General features: G+C 73.0%; 14 protein-coding genes, 3 pseudogenes and 1 riboswitch. Of the genes and pseudogenes, 10 read left to right on the forward strand and 7 right to left on the reverse strand.

Going from position 1 to position 16938, the window contains the following annotated elements; all coding sequences use genetic code 11:
• The first annotated feature begins 42 nt into the window (after positions 1 to 42).
• On the forward strand, positions 43 to 1491 hold the full coding sequence (locus ACN9M0_RS22575) for a PLP-dependent aminotransferase family protein (protein ID WP_366039885.1): 1449 nt from the start codon (positions 43 to 45) through the stop codon (positions 1489 to 1491).
• Positions 1492 to 1536: 45 nt separating this feature from the next.
• Here the strand turns inward: ACN9M0_RS22575 and ACN9M0_RS22580 are convergent, their stop codons facing one another.
• Complete coding sequence (locus ACN9M0_RS22580; RefSeq protein WP_366039923.1) at positions 1537 to 2376, reverse strand: hypothetical protein; 840 nt, start codon at positions 2374 to 2376, stop codon at positions 1537 to 1539.
• 89 nt (positions 2377 to 2465) lie between these two features.
• Between ACN9M0_RS22580 and ACN9M0_RS22585 the strand changes: the two genes are divergently transcribed.
• A complete protein-coding gene (locus tag ACN9M0_RS22585; RefSeq protein WP_366039884.1) occupies positions 2466 to 2762 on the forward strand; it encodes a hypothetical protein in 297 nt (98 codons plus the stop codon).
• Positions 2763 to 2777: 15 nt separating this feature from the next.
• Positions 2778 to 3962 carry a glutathionylspermidine synthase family protein gene (locus tag ACN9M0_RS22590; RefSeq protein ID WP_366039882.1) on the forward strand — a complete coding sequence of 395 codons (1185 nt, stop codon included), beginning with the start codon at positions 2778 to 2780 and terminating at the stop codon, positions 3960 to 3962.
• On the opposite strand, the gene ACN9M0_RS22595 is transcribed toward ACN9M0_RS22590, so the two are convergent.
• Positions 3952 to 4647 carry a polysaccharide deacetylase family protein gene (locus tag ACN9M0_RS22595; protein ID WP_366039881.1) on the reverse strand — a complete coding sequence of 232 codons (696 nt, stop codon included), beginning with the start codon at positions 4645 to 4647 and terminating at the stop codon, positions 3952 to 3954. The two genes, ACN9M0_RS22590 and ACN9M0_RS22595, sit on opposite strands and share 11 nt — an antisense overlap.
• Positions 4648 to 4726: 79 nt before the next feature.
• The gene (gene rocD, locus ACN9M0_RS22600) at positions 4727 to 5932 is read right to left on the reverse strand and encodes an ornithine--oxo-acid transaminase (RefSeq protein WP_366039880.1); all 1206 of its coding nucleotides are present in this window, start codon (positions 5930 to 5932) and stop codon (positions 4727 to 4729) included.
• 123 nt (positions 5933 to 6055) lie between these two features.
• A riboswitch (ZMP/ZTP riboswitch) is annotated at positions 6056 to 6146 on the forward strand.
• A 63-nt stretch (positions 6147 to 6209) separates the two neighbouring features.
• On the opposite strand from rocD, the gene glyA reads away from it, so the two are divergent.
• The 3 genes from glyA to ACN9M0_RS22615 all read left to right on the forward strand — a co-directional run bounded on the left by glyA (position 6210) and on the right by ACN9M0_RS22615 (position 9328).
• Positions 6210 to 7493 carry a serine hydroxymethyltransferase gene (gene glyA, locus ACN9M0_RS22605; protein WP_399695893.1) on the forward strand — a complete coding sequence of 428 codons (1284 nt, stop codon included), beginning with the start codon at positions 6210 to 6212 and terminating at the stop codon, positions 7491 to 7493.
• A gap of 128 nt (positions 7494 to 7621) precedes the next feature.
• Entirely contained in the window at positions 7622 to 8635 is a 1014-nt protein-coding gene (gene trpS / locus ACN9M0_RS22610) for a tryptophan--tRNA ligase (protein WP_366039878.1), read from the forward strand.
• A 102-nt stretch (positions 8636 to 8737) separates the two neighbouring features.
• Positions 8738 to 9328, forward strand: a complete 591-nt coding sequence (locus ACN9M0_RS22615) for a 2'-5' RNA ligase family protein (RefSeq protein WP_366039877.1) — start codon at positions 8738 to 8740, stop codon at positions 9326 to 9328.
• 198 nt (positions 9329 to 9526) lie between these two features.
• On the opposite strand, the gene ACN9M0_RS22620 is transcribed toward ACN9M0_RS22615, so the two are convergent.
• Together ACN9M0_RS22620 and ACN9M0_RS22625 are read right to left on the reverse strand one after the other, a co-directional pair.
• On the reverse strand, positions 9527 to 10282 hold the full coding sequence (locus ACN9M0_RS22620; RefSeq protein ID WP_399695894.1) for a decaprenylphospho-beta-D-erythro-pentofuranosid-2-ulose 2-reductase: 756 nt from the start codon (positions 10280 to 10282) through the stop codon (positions 9527 to 9529).
• A gap of 16 nt (positions 10283 to 10298) precedes the next feature.
• Complete coding sequence (locus tag ACN9M0_RS22625) at positions 10299 to 11675, reverse strand: FAD-binding oxidoreductase (RefSeq protein WP_366039875.1); 1377 nt, start codon at positions 11673 to 11675, stop codon at positions 10299 to 10301.
• A 522-nt stretch (positions 11676 to 12197) separates the two neighbouring features.
• Here ACN9M0_RS22625 and ACN9M0_RS22630 point away from each other — a divergent pair.
• From ACN9M0_RS22630 to ACN9M0_RS22640, 3 genes and pseudogenes are all read left to right on the forward strand, one after another.
• Positions 12198 to 12707: pseudogene (locus tag ACN9M0_RS22630) on the forward strand (phosphatase PAP2 family protein); the annotation flags it as partial.
• Between the two features lie 212 nt (positions 12708 to 12919).
• Positions 12920 to 13843 (forward strand): decaprenyl-phosphate phosphoribosyltransferase, encoded by a 924-nt coding sequence (locus ACN9M0_RS22635; RefSeq protein WP_399695960.1) that lies wholly within the window; start codon positions 12920 to 12922, stop codon positions 13841 to 13843.
• A gap of 60 nt (positions 13844 to 13903) precedes the next feature.
• The gene (locus tag ACN9M0_RS22640; protein WP_426404102.1) at positions 13904 to 14932 is read left to right on the forward strand and encodes a YihY/virulence factor BrkB family protein; all 1029 of its coding nucleotides are present in this window, start codon (positions 13904 to 13906) and stop codon (positions 14930 to 14932) included.
• Positions 14933 to 15275: 343 nt separating this feature from the next.
• Here ACN9M0_RS22640 and ACN9M0_RS22645 read toward each other — a convergent pair.
• A pseudogene (locus ACN9M0_RS22645) lies at positions 15276 to 16238 on the reverse strand (D-alanyl-D-alanine carboxypeptidase family protein); the annotation flags it as partial.
• Here ACN9M0_RS22645 and ACN9M0_RS22650 point away from each other — a divergent pair.
• A pseudogene (locus ACN9M0_RS22650) lies at positions 16237 to 16311 on the forward strand (SCO4848 family membrane protein); the annotation flags it as partial. The pseudogenes ACN9M0_RS22645 and ACN9M0_RS22650 sit on opposite strands and share 2 nt — an antisense overlap.
• Positions 16312 to 16687: 376 nt before the next feature.
• On the opposite strand, the gene ACN9M0_RS22655 reads toward ACN9M0_RS22650, so the two are convergent.
• Positions 16688 to 16924 carry an SCO4848 family membrane protein gene (locus ACN9M0_RS22655; RefSeq protein ID WP_366039873.1) on the reverse strand — a complete coding sequence of 79 codons (237 nt, stop codon included), beginning with the start codon at positions 16922 to 16924 and terminating at the stop codon, positions 16688 to 16690.
• Positions 16925 to 16938: the final 14 nt, after the last annotated feature.

Here is a 16938-nt window from a genome sequence, read left to right on the forward strand (position 1 = left end):
CCACCGTACGAAGCCGATGGCGCAGCTGTATGGTCCATTTCCATGGCAAACGAGTGGGCCGGTTTCGGGGCGGACCTCCACCTGGAACTCCGCGGCACCCGGCTCCGCGCGGGCCTGATGGACGCCCTGCGGGAGGCGGTGCGCAGCGGACGCCTGGAGGCCGGGACCCGCCTGCCGTCCTCCCGCTCGCTCGCCGCCGACCTCGGCATGGCCCGCAACACCGTCGCCGACGCCTACGCCGAACTGGTCGCCGAGGGCTGGCTCACCGCCCGGCAGGGCTCCGGGACCCGCGTCGCCCGCCGCGCCGCGCCCCGCACCCCGGCGCCGTCCTTCCCCAAGCTCTCGGCTTCGCGCGAGCAGGGGAGACCCCCCTCGCCGGCCGGCACGGGCCGGGGCCGGCCCTTCGCGCCCGCGCACAACCTGAAGTCCGGCACCCCCGACCTCGCCTCCTTCCCGCGCGCCGACTGGCTCAAGGCCTACCGCCGGGCGCTCACCGATGCCCCCAACGAGGCCTTCGGGTACGGCGATCCGCGCGGCAGGCCCGAACTGCGCACCGCGCTCGCCGAGTACCTGGCCCGCGCCCGTGGCGTGCACGCCCGGCCCGAGCGGATCGTGATCTGCGCGGGCTTCGTGCACGGCCTGACGCTGATCGGCGAGGTGCTGCGGGCCCGCGGGGTGCGGGACGTGGCCGTCGAGTCGTACGGGCTCGCGCTCCACGACGGCCTCCTGCGCCGGGCCGGACTCGGCACCCCCGCCCTGGCCTTCGACGAACGCGGCACGAGGACGGAGGAGTTGGCCGCACTCGACGGGTGCGGGGCCGTCCTCATGACCGCCGCCCACCAGTACCCGCTGGGCGGTGCCCTGCCCCCGGACCGGCGGGCGGCGGTCGTCGACTGGGCGCGCGCCTCCGGCGGCCTCGTCCTGGAGGACGACTACGACGGGGAGTTCCGCTACGACCGGCAGCCGGTCGGCGCGCTCCAGGGCCTCGACCCCGACCGAGTCGTCTACTTCGGCACCGCGAGCAAGTCCCTCGCGCCCGGGCTGCGCCTCGCCTGGATGGTCCTTCCGCAGGGCCTGGCGGTAGAGGTGGCGGCGGCGAAGGGGGAGGTGGACTGGACGTCGAGCGCGCCGGACCAGCTGGCGTTCGCCGAGTTCCTGCGCTCGGGGGCGTACGACCGGCACGTACGGGCGATGCGGCTGCGCTACCGGCGGCGCCGCGACCAGCTGGTGGCGGCCGTCGCCGCGCACTCGCCGGAGACCCGGGTCAGCGGGATCGCGGCCGGTCTCCACGCCGTCCTGGCGCTCCCGCCCGGCACCGAGCAGGCCACCCTGCGGGCCGCCGCCTGGCGCGGCCTCGCCGTCCAGGGCGTCAACCAGTTCCGCCGCCCCACGGTGCCGGCCACCCTGGACGGCCTCGTCGTCGGCTACGCCACACCCCCGGACAGCGGCTGGCAGGGCGCCCTCCAGGCGCTGTGCGGAGTGCTGCCGTAAGGACTGGGGCCCGCGTCCACGAGGGAGTGACCGTTTCCGCGGTGTCTACGACGGAGTGGCCGGCTCCGACTGTGGCTGCGGGGCCGGTGCCTCGCCGAAACGGGCCAGGGTCAGGGAGCCCGCCACCGCCACGGCGAAGCCGACGATCGCCAGCCAGCCGAGCCCGTCCCGCGTGCGGTCCCCGAGCCAGGCCACCCCCACGATCGCGGGGCCGATCGTCTCGCCGAGCACCGCGCCCGCCGTCGCCGTGGTCACCGCGCCCCGCTGGAGCGCCGAGGTCAGCAGCATGAACGCGGCCCCGCCGCCGACGAGGAGCGCGTACCAGACGGGATCGGTGAAGTCGATGCCGTCGATCAGCCGGACCGCCACCTCCACCACCCCGAAGCCGAAACCCGCCCCGAGGCCGAGCACCAGCGCCCGGGACCGCTCCGGCAGCCGGCCCGCCACCACGCCGAGCAGCAGGACCCCGAAGGAGATCGCGAGCAGCGCCCAGCGCAGCGCCTCCGAGCCGTCCTGGTGGCCCTCCTTGCCGGAGGCGAGCGCCAGCATCGCGAGCCCCAGACAGACCACGGCCACCGCCCACCACTCCACCCGGCTCAGCCGCGCGTTCAGCACCCGGGAGGCGATGACCGCCGTGACCGCCAGGCTCGCGGCGAGGGCCGCGCCCACCACGTAGATGGGCAGGGTGCGCAGGGCCACGATCTGCAGGACGAACCCCAGGCCGTCCGCCCCGAGACCGGCCAGATAACGCCACTGCTGCAGGGCCCGCCACATCAGCGCGACGTCGACGCCCCCGCCCGTCCCCGGTTCGGCGGCGCGGGCCGCCATCGCCTGGAGAACCGAGGCCGCGCCGAAGCAGACGGACGAAGCAAGCGCACAGATCATCCCGAGGAGCACGAAACGACTCTAGGGGGTGCGGCTGGAAATCACCGGCCTACACTGTGCGGTCGCGACGGTGAAGGGGAGGCGACGACATGCGCAGGCTGAGGTCGAGCACGGTGGTGCTCGGCGGGATGGGTGTGCTCGCGGCGACGATCACTTCGTGCGGTTCGGAGCCGGACAAGCGGTGCGTGGACCCGCTGACCCGGGAGGAGCTGCCCAGCTACCGGTGCGAGAGCGGCGGCGGGAGCGACGACGACAACGGCAGCACCACCCGCGGCTCGTACTACTACGGCGGATCCGTCCGCGACAAGCGCGTGAGCGGCGGCAGCTTCGACAAGACGGCCGTCGACAGCGGCGGCTTCGGCTGCTCCGGCACCGGCGGCGGCTGAGGCGGGCACGGCACCATGGAACGCCACACCATCGAGCCCCGGCCCGGATGGCAGCAGACCGTCGAGGAGCAGGGACTCGTCTATCCGCTGACCCGCTACCCGGACGGTTCGCTGCGCCCGTACTGGGACGAGAGCGCCTACTACTCCTTCTCGCTGCCCGAGGTCGAGGCCCTGGAGGAGGTCGTCGAGGAGCTGCACGCGATGTGCCTGGCGGCGGCCGCGCACATCGTCGAGCACGACCGGTTCGCCGAGCTCGGGATCGCCGACCCGAAACTGGCCGGGCTGGTCGCCGAGTCCTGGCGGCGGCGGGCCGAACTGCCCTCGCTGTACGGCCGCTTCGACCTGCGCTACGACGGCACGGGCCCGGCCAAGATGCTGGAGTACAACGCCGACACCCCGACCTCGCTCGTGGAGGCCGCGAGCCCGCAGTGGTTCTGGATGGAGGAACGGTTCCCCGGCGCCGACCAGTGGAACTCCCTCCACGAACGGCTCGTCGACGCGTGGAAGAAGCAGGCCCACCTGCTGCCTCCCGGCCCCCTCCACTTCGCGCACTCCGACGGCGACGAACTCGGCGAGGACCTGATGACGGTCGCGTACCTGCGCGAGACCGCCCAGCAGGCCGGGCTCGACACCGAGGCGCTCTCCGTCGAGCGGATCGGCTGGGACCGGCTCTCGCGCCGCTTCGTGGACGACCGGCTCCGCTTCATCCGCAGCTGCTTCAAGCTCTACCCGTGGGAGTGGCTGACCACCGACCGCTTCGGCCGGCACGTCCTGGACACCCTCGACAACGGCGGCGGCACCGGCACGACCTGCTGGATCGAGCCCGCCTGGAAGATGCTGCTCTCCAACAAGGCGCTGCTCGCGATCCTGTGGGAGCTGAACCCGGGCCACCCCAACCTGCTGCCCGCCTACCTCGACGGGCCGCGCGAACTCGCCTCGACCGCGGGCTGGGTCGCCAAGCCCCTGCTGGGCCGTGAGGGCGCGGGCGTCACCCTGCACGAGGCCGGGACGGAGCCCTTCGTACGGGACGGGGAGCCCTGCTGCTACCAGGAGCTGGCCCCGCTGCCCGACTTCGACGGCAACCGGGTGGTGCTCGGCGCGTGGGTCGTCGAGGACGAGGCGGCGGGGCTCGGGATCCGGGAGTCGGCGGGGCTCGTCACCGACGAGTACGCCCGCTTCCTCCCGCACGTCATTCTGTGACGTAGTCGCGCAGCGGCGCGGGCTTCAGGCCCGCCGCCTCCGCCGCGTCCAGGGCCCGCCGCAGATCCTGCGTCACCGTCTCGTTGAAGTGCAGCAGGACGATGTCGCCGGCCTTCAGCCGCGGGGTCGGCGGGGTCCATCCGCCCCAGGTCGTGAAGTCGTACGTCCAGGTCACCACGGCCTTCGCCCCGCAGGCGCGGGCGGTGGTCAGGGTGGTCGCGTCGTACGTGCCGTACGGCGGGCGCAGCAGCCGGGGCCCGTCGCCGAACTCGGCGAGGTGCTGGTCGCGGGCCCCGCACACCTCCGCCTTCTGGCCGGCGGCGTCGAGGGTGGTCAGGTCGGGGTGGCCGACGGTGTGGTTCTCGACGCGGGAGCGGCCCTGGTCGAGCAGGGTGTGGAAGTAGCCGGAGTCGTACGAGTAGGCGCCGGGGAGCAGGAAGAGCGAGGCGGGCACCCGGCGGTCGAGCAGCAGTTGGGCCGCGGCGGGGTCGTGGTACCAGCCGTCGTCGAGGGTGATGAAGACGACCGGGTCGGTGGTCTCCACGTGGGAGACCACCGGGACGGGCTCGGGCCAGGCCGCCTCCGGGGCGGCCTGCGCGGGTCCGGTGACCGCGCCGAGGAGCGCGAGCGGGACGAGGGCGGCGAGCGCGGCACGCACGGCGTGACGCAGACGGAGTCTCGGCATGGCGGCATCATTGGCCTAGACCAAGTCCGGTGTCAATGAGTCGAGTCGACCGCCCACCGCCCCCTCGAAACGGACTCCGTCAGTCCGACAGGACCCCCCTCAACTGCTCAAGGCCCCAGTCCAGATCCTCCTTCGAGATGACCAGCGGCGGAGCGATCCGGATCGTCGAACCGTGTGTGTCCTTCACCAGGACCCCACGCTCCATCAGCCGCTCCGAGATCTCCCGGCCCGTCCCCTTCGTCGGCACGATGTCGACGCCCGCCCACAGCCCGCGCCCCCGCACCGCCTCCACCGCGCCGCCGCCCACGAGCAGCCCCAGCTCCGCGTGCAGATGCTCGCCCAGCTCCGCCGCCCGCTCCTGGAACTCGCCCGTCCGCAGCATCGCGATCACCTCCAGGGCCACCGCGCACGCCAGCGGGTTCCCGCCGAACGTCGACCCGTGCTCACCCGGCCGGAAGACCCCGAGCACGTCACGGTCGGCCACCACCGCCGACACCGGCACCACCCCGCCGCCCAGCGCCTTCCCCAGGATGTACACGTCCGGCACCACACCCTCGTGCTCGCACGCGAACGTCCGGCCCGTCCGGCCCAGACCCGACTGGATCTCGTCCGCCATGAACAGCACGTTCCGCCGGCGCGTCAGCTCCCGCACCCCCGCCAGATAGCCGGCCGGCGGGACCAGGACCCCCGCCTCGCCCTGGATCGGTTCGAGCAGCACCGCCACCGTGTTCTCGGTGACCGCCGCCTCCATCGCCGTCAGATCCCCGTACGGCACGATCTCGAACCCCGGCGTGTACGGCCCGTAGTGGTCCCGCGCCTCGTGATCCGTCGAGAAGCTCACGATCGTCGTCGTCCGGCCGTGGAAGTTGTTCGCCGCGACCACGATCTTCGCGTGCCCGTCCGGCACGCCCTTCACCTCGTACCCCCACTTCCGGGCGGTCTTCACGGCCGTCTCGACCGCCTCCGCCCCCGTGTTCATCGGCAGCACCGCCTCCTTGCCGCACAGCTCCGCGAGCTGCGCGCAGAACTCGGCGAACCGGTCGTGGTGGAAGGCGCGCGACGTCAGCGTCACCCGCTCCAGCTGCGCCTTCGCGGCATCGATCAGACGCCGGTTGCCGTGCCCGAAGTTGAGCGCCGAGTACCCGGCGAGCATGTCCAGGTAGCGACGGCCCTCGACATCGGTCATCCAGGCGCCGTCCGCCGAGGCGACGACGACCGGAAGGGGGTGGTAGTTGTGAGCGCTGTGCGCCTCCGCGGAAGCGATCGCGTCTTCTGTCCTCGACACGGGATCTCCGTTCGTCCTGCGGCTCGGGGGGCGGCTCGTCCCCAGGGGGCTGTGGCCCCTTTCTTATCGTCGCTCGGATGCCGGACAGGGAAACCTCGGCGACGGCGCGCCAGCTACTGTGGAATCACGCACGGCGACTGGCGTACGGGGAAGCGACCCCGGGGGAGCCGCGCGCGCTCCACCACACGAGGTGCCGCTCGCCTGGGCATCACGGGCCCCCGGTCCCGTGCGCACCTCAGCCCCGGGACCGTTCCGCCGAACGCCCGGAGGACACCGCATGACCACCCCGCAGCAGCACCCCGCGCTCGCCGCCGCCGACCCCGAGCTCGCCGCCCTCGTCGGCGCCGAGGAACGGCTCCAGGCCGAGACCCTGCGCCTCATCCCCAGCGAGAACTACGTCTCCGCCGCCGTGCTAGAAGCCTCCGGCACCGTCCTCCAGAACAAGTACAGCGAGGGCTACCCCGGCCGCCGCTACTACGAGGGCCAGCAGAACATCGACCAGGTCGAGACGCTCGCCGTCGAGCGCGCCAAGGCCCTCTTCGGCGTCGACCACGCCAACGTCCAGCCCTACTCCGGCTCCCCGGCCAACCTCGCCGTCTACCTCGCCTTCGCGCAGCCCGGCGACACCGTCATGGGCATGGCCCTGCCCATGGGCGGCCACCTCACCCACGGCTGGGGCGTCTCCGCCACCGGCAGCTGGTTCCGCGGCGTGCAGTACGGCGTCCGCAAGGCTGCAGTCTCTGAGGGGGGCGGCCTCATCGACTTCGACCAGGTCCGCGACCTCGCCCTCAAGGAGCGCCCCAAGGTCATCTTCTGCGGCGGCACCGCGCTGCCCCGCACCATCGACTTCGCCGCCTTCGGCGAGATCGCCCGAGAGTCCGGCGCCGTCCTCGTCGCCGACGTCGCCCACATCGCCGGCCTCATCGCGGGCGGCGCCCACCCCTCCCCGGTCGGGCACGTGGACGTCATCTCCACCACCACCCACAAGACCCTCCGCGGCCCGCGCGGCGCCATGCTCATGTCCCGCGAGGAGCACGCCAAGGCCCTCGACAAGGCCGTCTTCCCCGGCCTCCAGGGCGGCCCGCACAACCAGACCACCGCCGCCATCGCCGTCGCCCTCCGCGAGGCCTCCCAGCCCTCCTTCCGCGACTACGCCCATGCCGTCGTCGCCAACGCCAGGGCCCTCGCCGAGGCGCTCCTCGCCCGCGGCTTCGACCTGGTCTCCGGCGGCACCGACAACCACCTGATCCTGATCGACCTCACGCCCAAGCAGGTCCCGGGCAAGATCGCCGCGAAGGCCCTCGACCGGGCCGGGATCGTCGTCAACTACAACACCGTCCCGTACGACCCGCGGAAGCCCTTCGACCCCTCCGGCATCCGCATCGGCACCCCCTCCCTCACCTCCCGCGGCCTCACCACCGACCACATGGCCACGGTCGCCGAGTGGATCGACCGCGCCGTCACCGCCGCCGGCACCGGCGACGAGGACACCCTCGCCGCCGTCCGCGCCGAGGTCGCCGACCTCATGGCCGCCCACCCGGCCCCGGGCCTCCCGGTCTAGGGCCTGTCACTCGGACCCCCCGTGCTCCTGGTCCCAGGAGCACGGGGCCGCCCGCCGGGCACGCTGTGTTCCTGGTCTCACCCACCGGTAGTCGGGGATCACTTCCCGCACCTGAGAGAATGATGTGCATGGCCTCTGACAGTCCCCGTGTGCTCTCCGGAATCCAGCCCACCGCAGGCTCGTTCCACCTCGGCAACTACCTCGGCGCCGTCCGCCAGTGGGTCGCCCTGCAGGAGACCCACGACGCGTTCTACATGGTCGTCGACCTGCACGCGATCACGGTTCCGCAGGACCCCGCCGAGCTGCGCGCCAACACCCGGCTCGCCGTCGCCCAGCTGCTCGCCGCCGGTCTCGACCCGGAGCGCTGCACCCTCTTCGTCCAGAGCCACGTCCCCGAGCACGCACAGCTCGCCTGGGTCATGAACTGCCTCACCGGCTTCGGCGAGGCCTCCCGCATGACCCAGTTCAAGGACAAGTCCGCGAAGCAGGGCGCCGGCAACGCGAGCGTCGGCCTCTTCACGTACCCGATCCTCCAGGTCGCGGACATCCTCCTCTACCAGGCCCACGAGGTCCCGGTCGGCGAGGACCAGCGCCAGCACATCGAGCTGACCCGCGACCTCGCGGAGCGCTTCAACGGCCGCTTCGGCGAGACGTTCACGATCCCCAAGCCGTACATCCTCAAGGAGACGGGGAAGATCTACGACCTCCAGGACCCGACGATCAAGATGAGCAAGTCGGCGTCCTCGCCGAAGGGGCTCATCAACCTCCTGGACGACCCGAAGGTCACCGCGAAGAAGGTCAAGAGCGCCGTCACCGACACCGACACGGTGATCCGCTTCGACCCGGAGAACAAGGCCGGCGTCTCCAACCTGCTCAGCATCATGTCCACGCTCACCTCCACGTCCGTGGAGGACCTGGAGAAGAGCTACGAGGGCAAGATGTACGGCGCACTGAAGACGGATCTCGCCGAGGTCATGGTGGACTTCGTCACGCCGTTCCGGGACCGCACCCAGGAATACCTGGACGACCCGGAGACGCTGGACTCGGTCCTGGCCAAGGGCGCGGAGAAGGCCCGCGCGGTCGCCGCGGAGACGCTGGCGCAGACGTACGAGCGCATCGGCTTCCTGCCCGCGAAGCACTGAGACGGCACCGAGTCCAAGGACCCTGGCCGAAAGGGTGGTGCAGGCCGCACACTGGCGCTGCACCACCCGTACACATTTCGACGCACGACGGAGGAGAACGACGTGGGGACCGTAACGCTCGGCGTTTCGATCGCGGTCCCGGAGCCCTACGGCAGCCTGCTCCAGGAGCGGCGCGCCGGCTTCGGGGACCCGGCCGCGTACGGCATCCCCACGCACGTCACCCTGGTCCCGCCGACCGAGGTCCCCGAGGAGCGGCTGCCGGAGATCGAGGCGCACCTCGCGGGTGTCGCCGCCGACCACCAGCCGTTCCCCGTGCGGCTGGAAGGCACCGGGACCTTCCGCCCGATGTCCCCGGTCGTCTTCGTGAAGCTGGCGGAGGGCGTGCCGCTCTGCAACAGGCTCCAGCAGCGGATCCGGGACGAGGCGGGCCCCCTCGTGCGCGAGCTCCAGTTCCCGTACCACCCGCACGTCACCGTGGCGCACGGCATCTCCGAGGAGGGGATGGACCGGGCGTTCGCCGAGCTCGCCGGGTACGAGGCGGCCTGGACCTGCCGGTCCTTCGCGTTGTACGAGCAGGGCCCGGACGGGGTCTGGCGGAAGCTGTACGACTACGAGTTCGGCAGCGGGCGCCCGATCGCCGCGGTCCCCGCGCAGGGCGGCAGCCCCGTCGACACGCCGGCGCCGACGGCGTAGAGGCGTAGAGCCGTAGCCGTAGAGCCGTACGTCACACCGGCAGGCGCCGGGAACAGCGCCTGAGCCGTACCCGTCATACCTGCAGGCGCGGGGAACAGCGCCTGAGCCGTACCCGTCGTACCGGCAGGCGCGGGGAACAGCGCCTGAGCCGTACCCGTCGTACCGGCAGGCGCGGGGAACAGCGCCTGAGCCGTACCGTCACACCGGCAGGCGCCGGAACAGCGGCCTCGGGACGTGCCGTACCGCCGCCATCACCATCCGCAGCGCCCCCGGCACCCACACCGTCTCCGAGCGCCGCCGCAGCCCCAGCTCGATCGCGCCCGCGACCGCCTCCGGAGTCGTCGCCAGCGGCGCCTCCGCCAGCCCGGCCGTCATCTTCGAGCGCACGAACCCGGGCCGTACGACCATGACGTGCACCCCCGTGCCGTGCAGCGCGTCACCCAGCCCCTGGGCGAAGGCGTCGAGCCCCGCCTTCGACGAGCCGTAGATGAAGTTGGCGCGGCGGGCCCGCTCGCCCGCCACCGAGGAGAGCACCACCAGGGACCCGTGGCCCTGCGCCTGGAGCGCGCCCGCGCACACCAGACCGGCCGAGACGGCGCCCGTGTAGTTGGTCTGCGCGACCCGGACGGCGGCGACCGGGTCGGACTCGTCACGCGCCTGGTCGCCGAGCACCCCGAAGGCGAGCAGCACCATGTCGATGTCGCCCTCGGTGAAGATCTTCCCGAGCCGCTCCTCGTGCGACTCGGTGTCGAGCGCGTCGAAGGGCACGGTGCGCACCTCCGCCCCGAGCGCGCGCAGCGAGTCGGCGGCGGCCGTGAGCGCGGGGGAGGGGCGGCCGGCCAGCCAGACGACGCGGGTGCGGCGGGCGATCAGCCGGCGGGCGGTGGCGAGCCCGATCTCGGAGGTGCCGCCGAGGACGAGCAGGGACTGCGGGGCACCGAAGGCGTCCTTCACGGGAACTCCTGGAACTCTAGAGACTGAGACGGCGGGCGAGGTCCGAGGTGAAGACGGACCGGGGGTCGAGCGCGGCGCGCAGCGCCCGGAACTCGTCGAGCCGGGGATACATCGCGGCCAGGGTCTCCGGCCGGACCCGGGAGTCCTTGGCGAGGTAGACCCGGCCGCCGGCGCCCACGACCTCCTCGTCGAGCGCGTCGAGGAAGCGGCCGAGGCCGGGGAGGCCGGTGGGCAGGTCGAGGGCGAGGGTCCAGCCGGGGAGGGGGAAGGAGAGCCAGCCGGGATCGCCCGCGCCGAACCGTTTCAGGACGGCGAGGAAGGAGGGGCAGCCCCGGTCCGCGATCCGCCGCACGATCCGCCGGAGGGTCTCCTCCTGCCCGTACGGGACGACGAACTGGTACTGGACGAAGCCCCCGGGCCCGTAGATCCGGTTCCAGTGCGGGACGCCGTCGAGGGGGTGGAAGAAGGACGTGAGCGGCTGGAGCCCGGCCCGGCTCGCGCGTGGGGCCTTGCGGTACCAGAGCTCGTTGAAGAGCCCGACGGACGTGCGGCCGAGCAGCCCGCCCGGGACGTACGGCGGCGGGGCGGGCAGCCGGCCCGGCCGGAAGCCGAGCGGTGCGCGGCGGGCCCGGTGGCGGCGGGGCAGCGCGTCGTACGGGGCGTGGTCGCCGCGCGTCAGGACGGCGCGGCCGGTGGCGGCGCCCCGCGCCAGCAGGTCGATCCAGGCGACGGAGTAGCGGTACCGGTGGTCGGTGGCGGTGAGCCGCGCCATCAGCTCGTCGAGGCCCGGGACGCGCTCGGTGTCCACGCGCATGAGGGAGGTCTCGACGGGCAGCAGCCGCAGGGTGGCGGAGAGGATCACACCGGTCAGGCCCATGCCGCCGGTGGTGGCGTCGAAGAGCGGGGTCCCGGGCAGCACGGTCCGGATCTCACCGTCGGCGGTGAGGAGTTCGAGCGCGGTCACGTGCCGGCCGAAGGAGCCCGAGACGTGGTGGTTCTTGCCGTGGATGTCGGCGCCGATCGCGCCGCCGACGGTCACGTACCGGGTGCCGGGGGTGACCGGGACGAACCAGCCGAGCGGCAGCAGCGCCTCCATCAGCCGGTGCAGGCTGACGCCGGCCTCGCAGACGACGAGCCCGGCGGTGGTGTCGAAGGCCAGGATCCGGTCGAGGCCGGTCATGTCGAGGACGGTGCCGCCGGCGTTCTGCGCGGCGTCGCCGTACGCGCGGCCGAGACCGCGGGCGACGGCGCCCCGGGAGCCGCAGGCCCGGAGGGCCTCGGCGACCTCGGCGGTCCCGCGGGGCCGGTGCACGCGCGCGAGGGTGGGGGCGGTGCGGCCCCAGCCGGTGATCGCTTCGCAGTCGTCGTCCAGGACGTGGGTCTCGACAGCCATGAGGGTGACCGTATAGCCGGGTCTGTCTGGTATGCCGGTATTGGATGGCGGTTCGTCGAAATGGGTGATTAAAGGAGTGTCAGGAAAGAGACCTCGTGCCCTCGGCCACGGGCCGCGCCAGAGTCGCGGTGACCGAGTGGAACGGCGGGCCCGACAGGGAGACGAAGACGCATGCGCGAGGCGAGACCGACCGTGCGAACACGCTCTGACGGGCCGGAACCGGCTGTGTCTGGGGGGCACGGCCGGGCGGAACCGACTGCGCCTGTGGGGCGTGGCGGGGCGGAAGCGGCTGTGTCTGTGGGGTGTGATGGGCCGGATGCGTCGGAGCCGTCTGACGGAGCTGGGCCTGCCGTCCTCCGGCGGGACGGTGCGGCCCGACCCGCCACGACCGGCCCGGTCGGCGAGCCGGGGAGTGACGTGGCCGAGCCGCCCGGCGCGGCTCGATCGGCCACGGCCGAGCGGGCCGGTGAGACGGGGAGCACCGCTGCCGGGCGGCCTCGCGGTGCGGGTGGCGCTACGGCCTTGCGCGGGCGCGAGCCCGGCTGGGGTGCGGCCGAGCGGCGCGTCCTGGTCGCCCTGCGCGCCTGCGGGCACCGGCCCGGTGTGGCCGCCGCCGCCCGGGTCCTCTCCCTCGGCGGCGAGCACGGCGCCCTCTGGCTGGCCGCCGGACTCACCGCCGCCGCCTGCGACCGCCCTCGCCGGAACGGCTGGCTGCGGGCCACGGCCCTGGTCGCCACCGCGCACCTCGCGAGCATGGGCGTCAAGCGGCTCGTACGGCGTCCCCGGCCGGCCCCGGACACGTACGAGCCCCTGGTGCGCACGGCCGGCCGGCACTCCTTCCCCAGCTCCCACGCCACCTCCTCCGCCGCCGCGGTGGTCGCCTTCGGCGTCCTCCACCCGACGGCCGGTCGGATCGCCGCCCCGCTGGCCGGTGCGATGTGTCTGTCCCGCCTGGTCGTCGGCGTCCACTACCCGAGCGACGTCGCCGCCGGCGCCCTGCTCGGCGCCGCCACGGCCGCGGCGGGCCACCGCCTCCTGACCCCGGCCAGGACCGACGCGAGCCGTCTCCTGGCCCCGGCCGTGACCGTCGCGGGCCACCTCCTGACCCCGGCCCCGGCCGACGCGGGTCACCTCCTCGCCCCCGCCGCCACGGCCGTGGGCCGTCTCCTCGCCCCCGCCGCGGCCGTCGTCGCCACGCGCGCGCGTAAGGCGGTCCTGTCGTGAGCGAACGGGGTGGGACCGCCGTGCTCGCCGCCCCCGCCGCCGTACCGGACACGCCCCTGCCGGCGCGTGGTGGGTGGGTCCTCGGGCTGGTCAGGACCGCCCGGCCCCGGCAGTGGGTGAAGAACGTCCTCGTGCTCGCCGCGCCCGCCGCCGCCGGGCGGCTCGGTTCCTGGCAGACCGGGGCCCGACTCGCCCTGGTCTTCGTCCTGTTCACGGCCGCCGCCTCCGCCGTCTACCTCCTCAACGACGCGCGCGACGCCGAGGCCGACCGCGCCCACCCCGCCAAGTGCCGCCGCCCCGTGGCCTCGGGGCAGGTCCCCGTCGCGCTCGCGACCGGCGCCGGGATCCTGCTCGGCCTCGGGTCCGCCGTCGCCGCCGCGCTGCTCTGCGGCCCGCTGACCGCCGCACTGCTCGTCGCGTACCTCGTCATGCAGGTCGCGTACTGCGTGCGCCTCAAGCACGTCCTCGTCGTCGACCTCGCCGTCGTCGCCACCGGCTTCCTGATGCGGGCGATGGTCGGCGGGGTGGCGCTCGGCATCCCGCTGTCCCGCTGGTTCCTCATCACGACCGGGTTCGGGGCGCTCTTCATGGTCGCCGCCAAGCGGTACTCCGAGGCCGTCCAGATGGAGGGCGCCGAGGGCGCGACGCGGGCGCTGCTCACCCAGTACACGACCGGATACCTGCGGTTCGTCTGGCAGTTGGCCGCCGGCGTCGCCGTGCTCGGGTACTGCCTGTGGGCCCTGGAGGCGGGCCCGGTGGAGACGTCGCTGCCGTGGCGGCAGCTCTCCGTGGTCGCCTTCGTCCTCGGCGTCCTGCGGTACGCGGTCTTCGCCGACCGGGGAGCGGCGGGCGCGCCCGAGGACGTCGTGCTGCGCGACCGGCCGCTCGCCGTCATCGGGCTGGCATGGGCCGCGCTGTACGGGATGTCGGTCGCGGGTGTGTGAGCCCCGGTGGGGGATTCTCGTACCCGGGCGATCCGACGGCGCGAGGAGTGGACGTACGACATGGACTGGCTGAAGAGGCTTCCCGTCATCGGGCCGTGGGTGACGCGCCTCATGCGGACCCACGGCTGGCACGCGTACGAGACCCTCGACGCGGCGCACTGGACGCGGCTCGCCGCCGCGATCACCTTCGTCTCCTTCATCGCCCTGTTCCCGCTGATCACGTTCGCCGCCGCGATCGGCGCCGCGCTGCTCACCGACGACCAGCTCGACCGGATCGAGAAGAAGATCAGCGACCAGGTGCCCGGCATCTCCGACCAGCTCGACATCGGCGGGCTGGTCGACAACGCCGGGACCATCGGACTCGTCGCCGGCGCCGTCCTGCTCGTCACCGGCATCAGCTGGATCGGCTCCATGCGGGAGTGCCTGCGCGCGGTCTGGGGGCTCGACGCCGTCGAGGGCAACCCGATCCTGCTCAAGGGAAAGGACGCGCTGATCCTGGTCGGCCTCGGCGGGGTCGCGCTCGCCTCGCTCGCCGCGTCCTGGCTCGGCTCCACCGCCGTCGGCTGGAGCGCCGACCGGCTCGGCATCTCGGGCGAGGGGGCGGGCGGCTTCCTGCTCCAGGGAGCGGCCGTCCTCGTCGGCGTCGTCGCCGACTTCCTGATCCTGCTGTACGTGCTGACGCTGCTGCCGGGCGTCGAACCGCGCCGCCGGGACCTCGTGGTGGCGGCGCTGATGGGCGCGGTCGGCTTCGAGCTGCTCAAGCTGCTGCTCGGCGGCTACATGAAGGGGGTCGCGGCGAAGTCGATGTACGGGGCGTTCGGCGTCCCGGTCGCCCTGCTCCTCTGGATCAACTTCACCGCGAAGCTGCTGCTGTTCTGCGCGGCGTGGACGGCTACGGAGTCACGTCGGGGGAGTCCTTCAGAGCCGGGGACTCCTCCGGAGACCGGTCCGGGGACTTTTCCGGAGACCGGTCCGACCGGTCCGGGGACTCCTCCTGAGACTGCTCCGGAGAGTGGTCCGGAGTCTGGTCCGGGGACTGCGAACGGCGACGACGCGCCGCCGACGCGGCCAGCGGCCAGCGGCGGTTGACCAGGAAGACGCCCGCGGCCAGGAGGACGAGGACGCCGCCCGCCACGGCGAGCGCGATCCCGATCCCGCCGGACCTGTCGGCGGTGGCGGCCGAGTGGACCGGCTCGTGCGGGGCGTTCTTGCCGGGCGCCGGGGCCGTGCCGTCGTCCGGGGCGGTGGGCGTCGTACGAGCCGAGCGCGGCGGCACCAGCTCACCCACCGGCGTCACCTTCCCGGAGGCCGCGAAGCCCCAGTCGAGCAGCCGGGCGGCCTCGCGGTAGACCGCGTGCTGCTCCTTCGAGGAGGGGTTCATGACGGTGACGAGCAGGACCCTGCCGTTTCGCTCGGCGACGCCCGTGAAGGTGGCACCCGCGTGCGTGGTGTTGCCGTTCTTGACCCCGGCGATGCCCTGGTACGGGGCGACGCCGATGTCGCCGGTGAGGAGCCGGTTGGTGTTCTGGATCTCGAAGGTCTCGCGCTTCTTGCCCGGCTTTGCCTCGCCGGGGAAGGCGGCGCGTGGCGTGGCGGCGTACTCGCGGAAGTCCTGGTTCTTCATGCCGTTGCGGGCGATGAGCGTCAGGTCGTACGCGGAGGAGACCTGGCGGGGGGCGTCGTAGCCGTCCGGGGAGACCACGAAGGTGTCGAGGGCCTGGAGGTCGACCGCGTGGTCGTTCATGTCCGCGACGGTCTGGATGAGACCGCCGTTCATGCTGGTCAGCACGTGCACGGCGTCGTTGCCGGAGCGGAGGAAGACACCGAGCCACAGGTCGTGGACGCTGTAGGTCTGCTTCTCCTTGATGCCGACCAGGCTGGAGCCGGCGCCGATGCCGGCCAGGTCCTGGTTCGTGACCAGGTGGTTCTCGGTTCTGGTGAACTTGGGCAGCAGGGTGTCCGCGAAGAGCATCTTGAGGGTGGAGGCCGGGGCGAGCCGCCAGTGCGCGTTGTGCGCGGCGAGGATCTGGCCGCTCTCCGCGTCCGCGACGATCCAGGAACGCCCGGACAGCTCCTTGGGCAGCACCGGGGCGCCGGGCCCGAGCTGCACCTGCGTCCCCGGCTTGCTGAGCAGGGCGCCGCCGACCTTGGACATCACGGCGGGAGGCTTGGGCTGCTTGTCCTTCCCGTCCTTTCCGTCCGCGTGGGCCGCGGGCGCGGCGAGGACGAGCGGCAGGAACACAGCAGCGGCGACCGCCCAAGCGGTCTTCTTCGAAGCAGACACGGTCGAGAACGTACATGTACGGAAGACCGATCCGAACCCCGGCAGGCGGTCCACCCGCGCTCGTCCACCCGGACGCGGGGGCCGAGGGGCGGACGGTGAGGCTGGGGTCATGAAACTCAGCTGCCGCGTCTCCTGGTTCCCGCTCGCGTTCGGGATGTGGAGCTGGTTCATCTGGATCACTTTCTACGTGTAGCTGACCGGTAGCGCTTCAACGACAGAGAAGAGCAGGTGAGAGGCTTGCCCCCTCCATTTCGCCCGCGGGGGCCGAGCAGCTGGACACGGTGCGGGAGGCCGTCTGCGCCCGGAAGTCCACGGCACGCCCCGACTCGTCCGAGCGGGCCTTGCTGTGCCCGCAGTGGGGCCGACCAGCGGGCGGAGCCATGACGGTATGACGGGCGCGCGGCTCAGCGCTGTGCCCACGCTGTGCCCACCTTCACCGCTGCCCCGCCGTCGGTGGTGATCAGGGCGACGAGCCATGGCGGGACGCGCTGCACGGTCAAGTGCAGTCCACCGCGGCGAAGTTCGAACTGCGGCCGCTGGACCGTGCGTCCCGCGGGGCCTTACTTCTTGGTCGCGCGGACGCCCCGGAAGCCGATCACGCCGACTGCCGTCCCTAGGATGAACGACGTGACGGCGAGGGCGAGGTGGACCCAGAAGTACGCCGTCGGGTTTCCCGCGTCGTCGAAGGCGAGGCCGCTCCCGTCCTTCCAGAGGTTCTTCGCGAAGGTCACCCAGATCACCCAGGACCAGACGCCGAACGCGAGCAGGAACCAGGAGACGCGGCGGCTGAGCTTCATGGGGTGTCCTTCGG

Source organism: Streptomyces sp. R-07 (assembly GCF_049913175.1).
GTDB lineage: Bacteria > Actinomycetota > Actinomycetes > Streptomycetales > Streptomycetaceae > Streptomyces.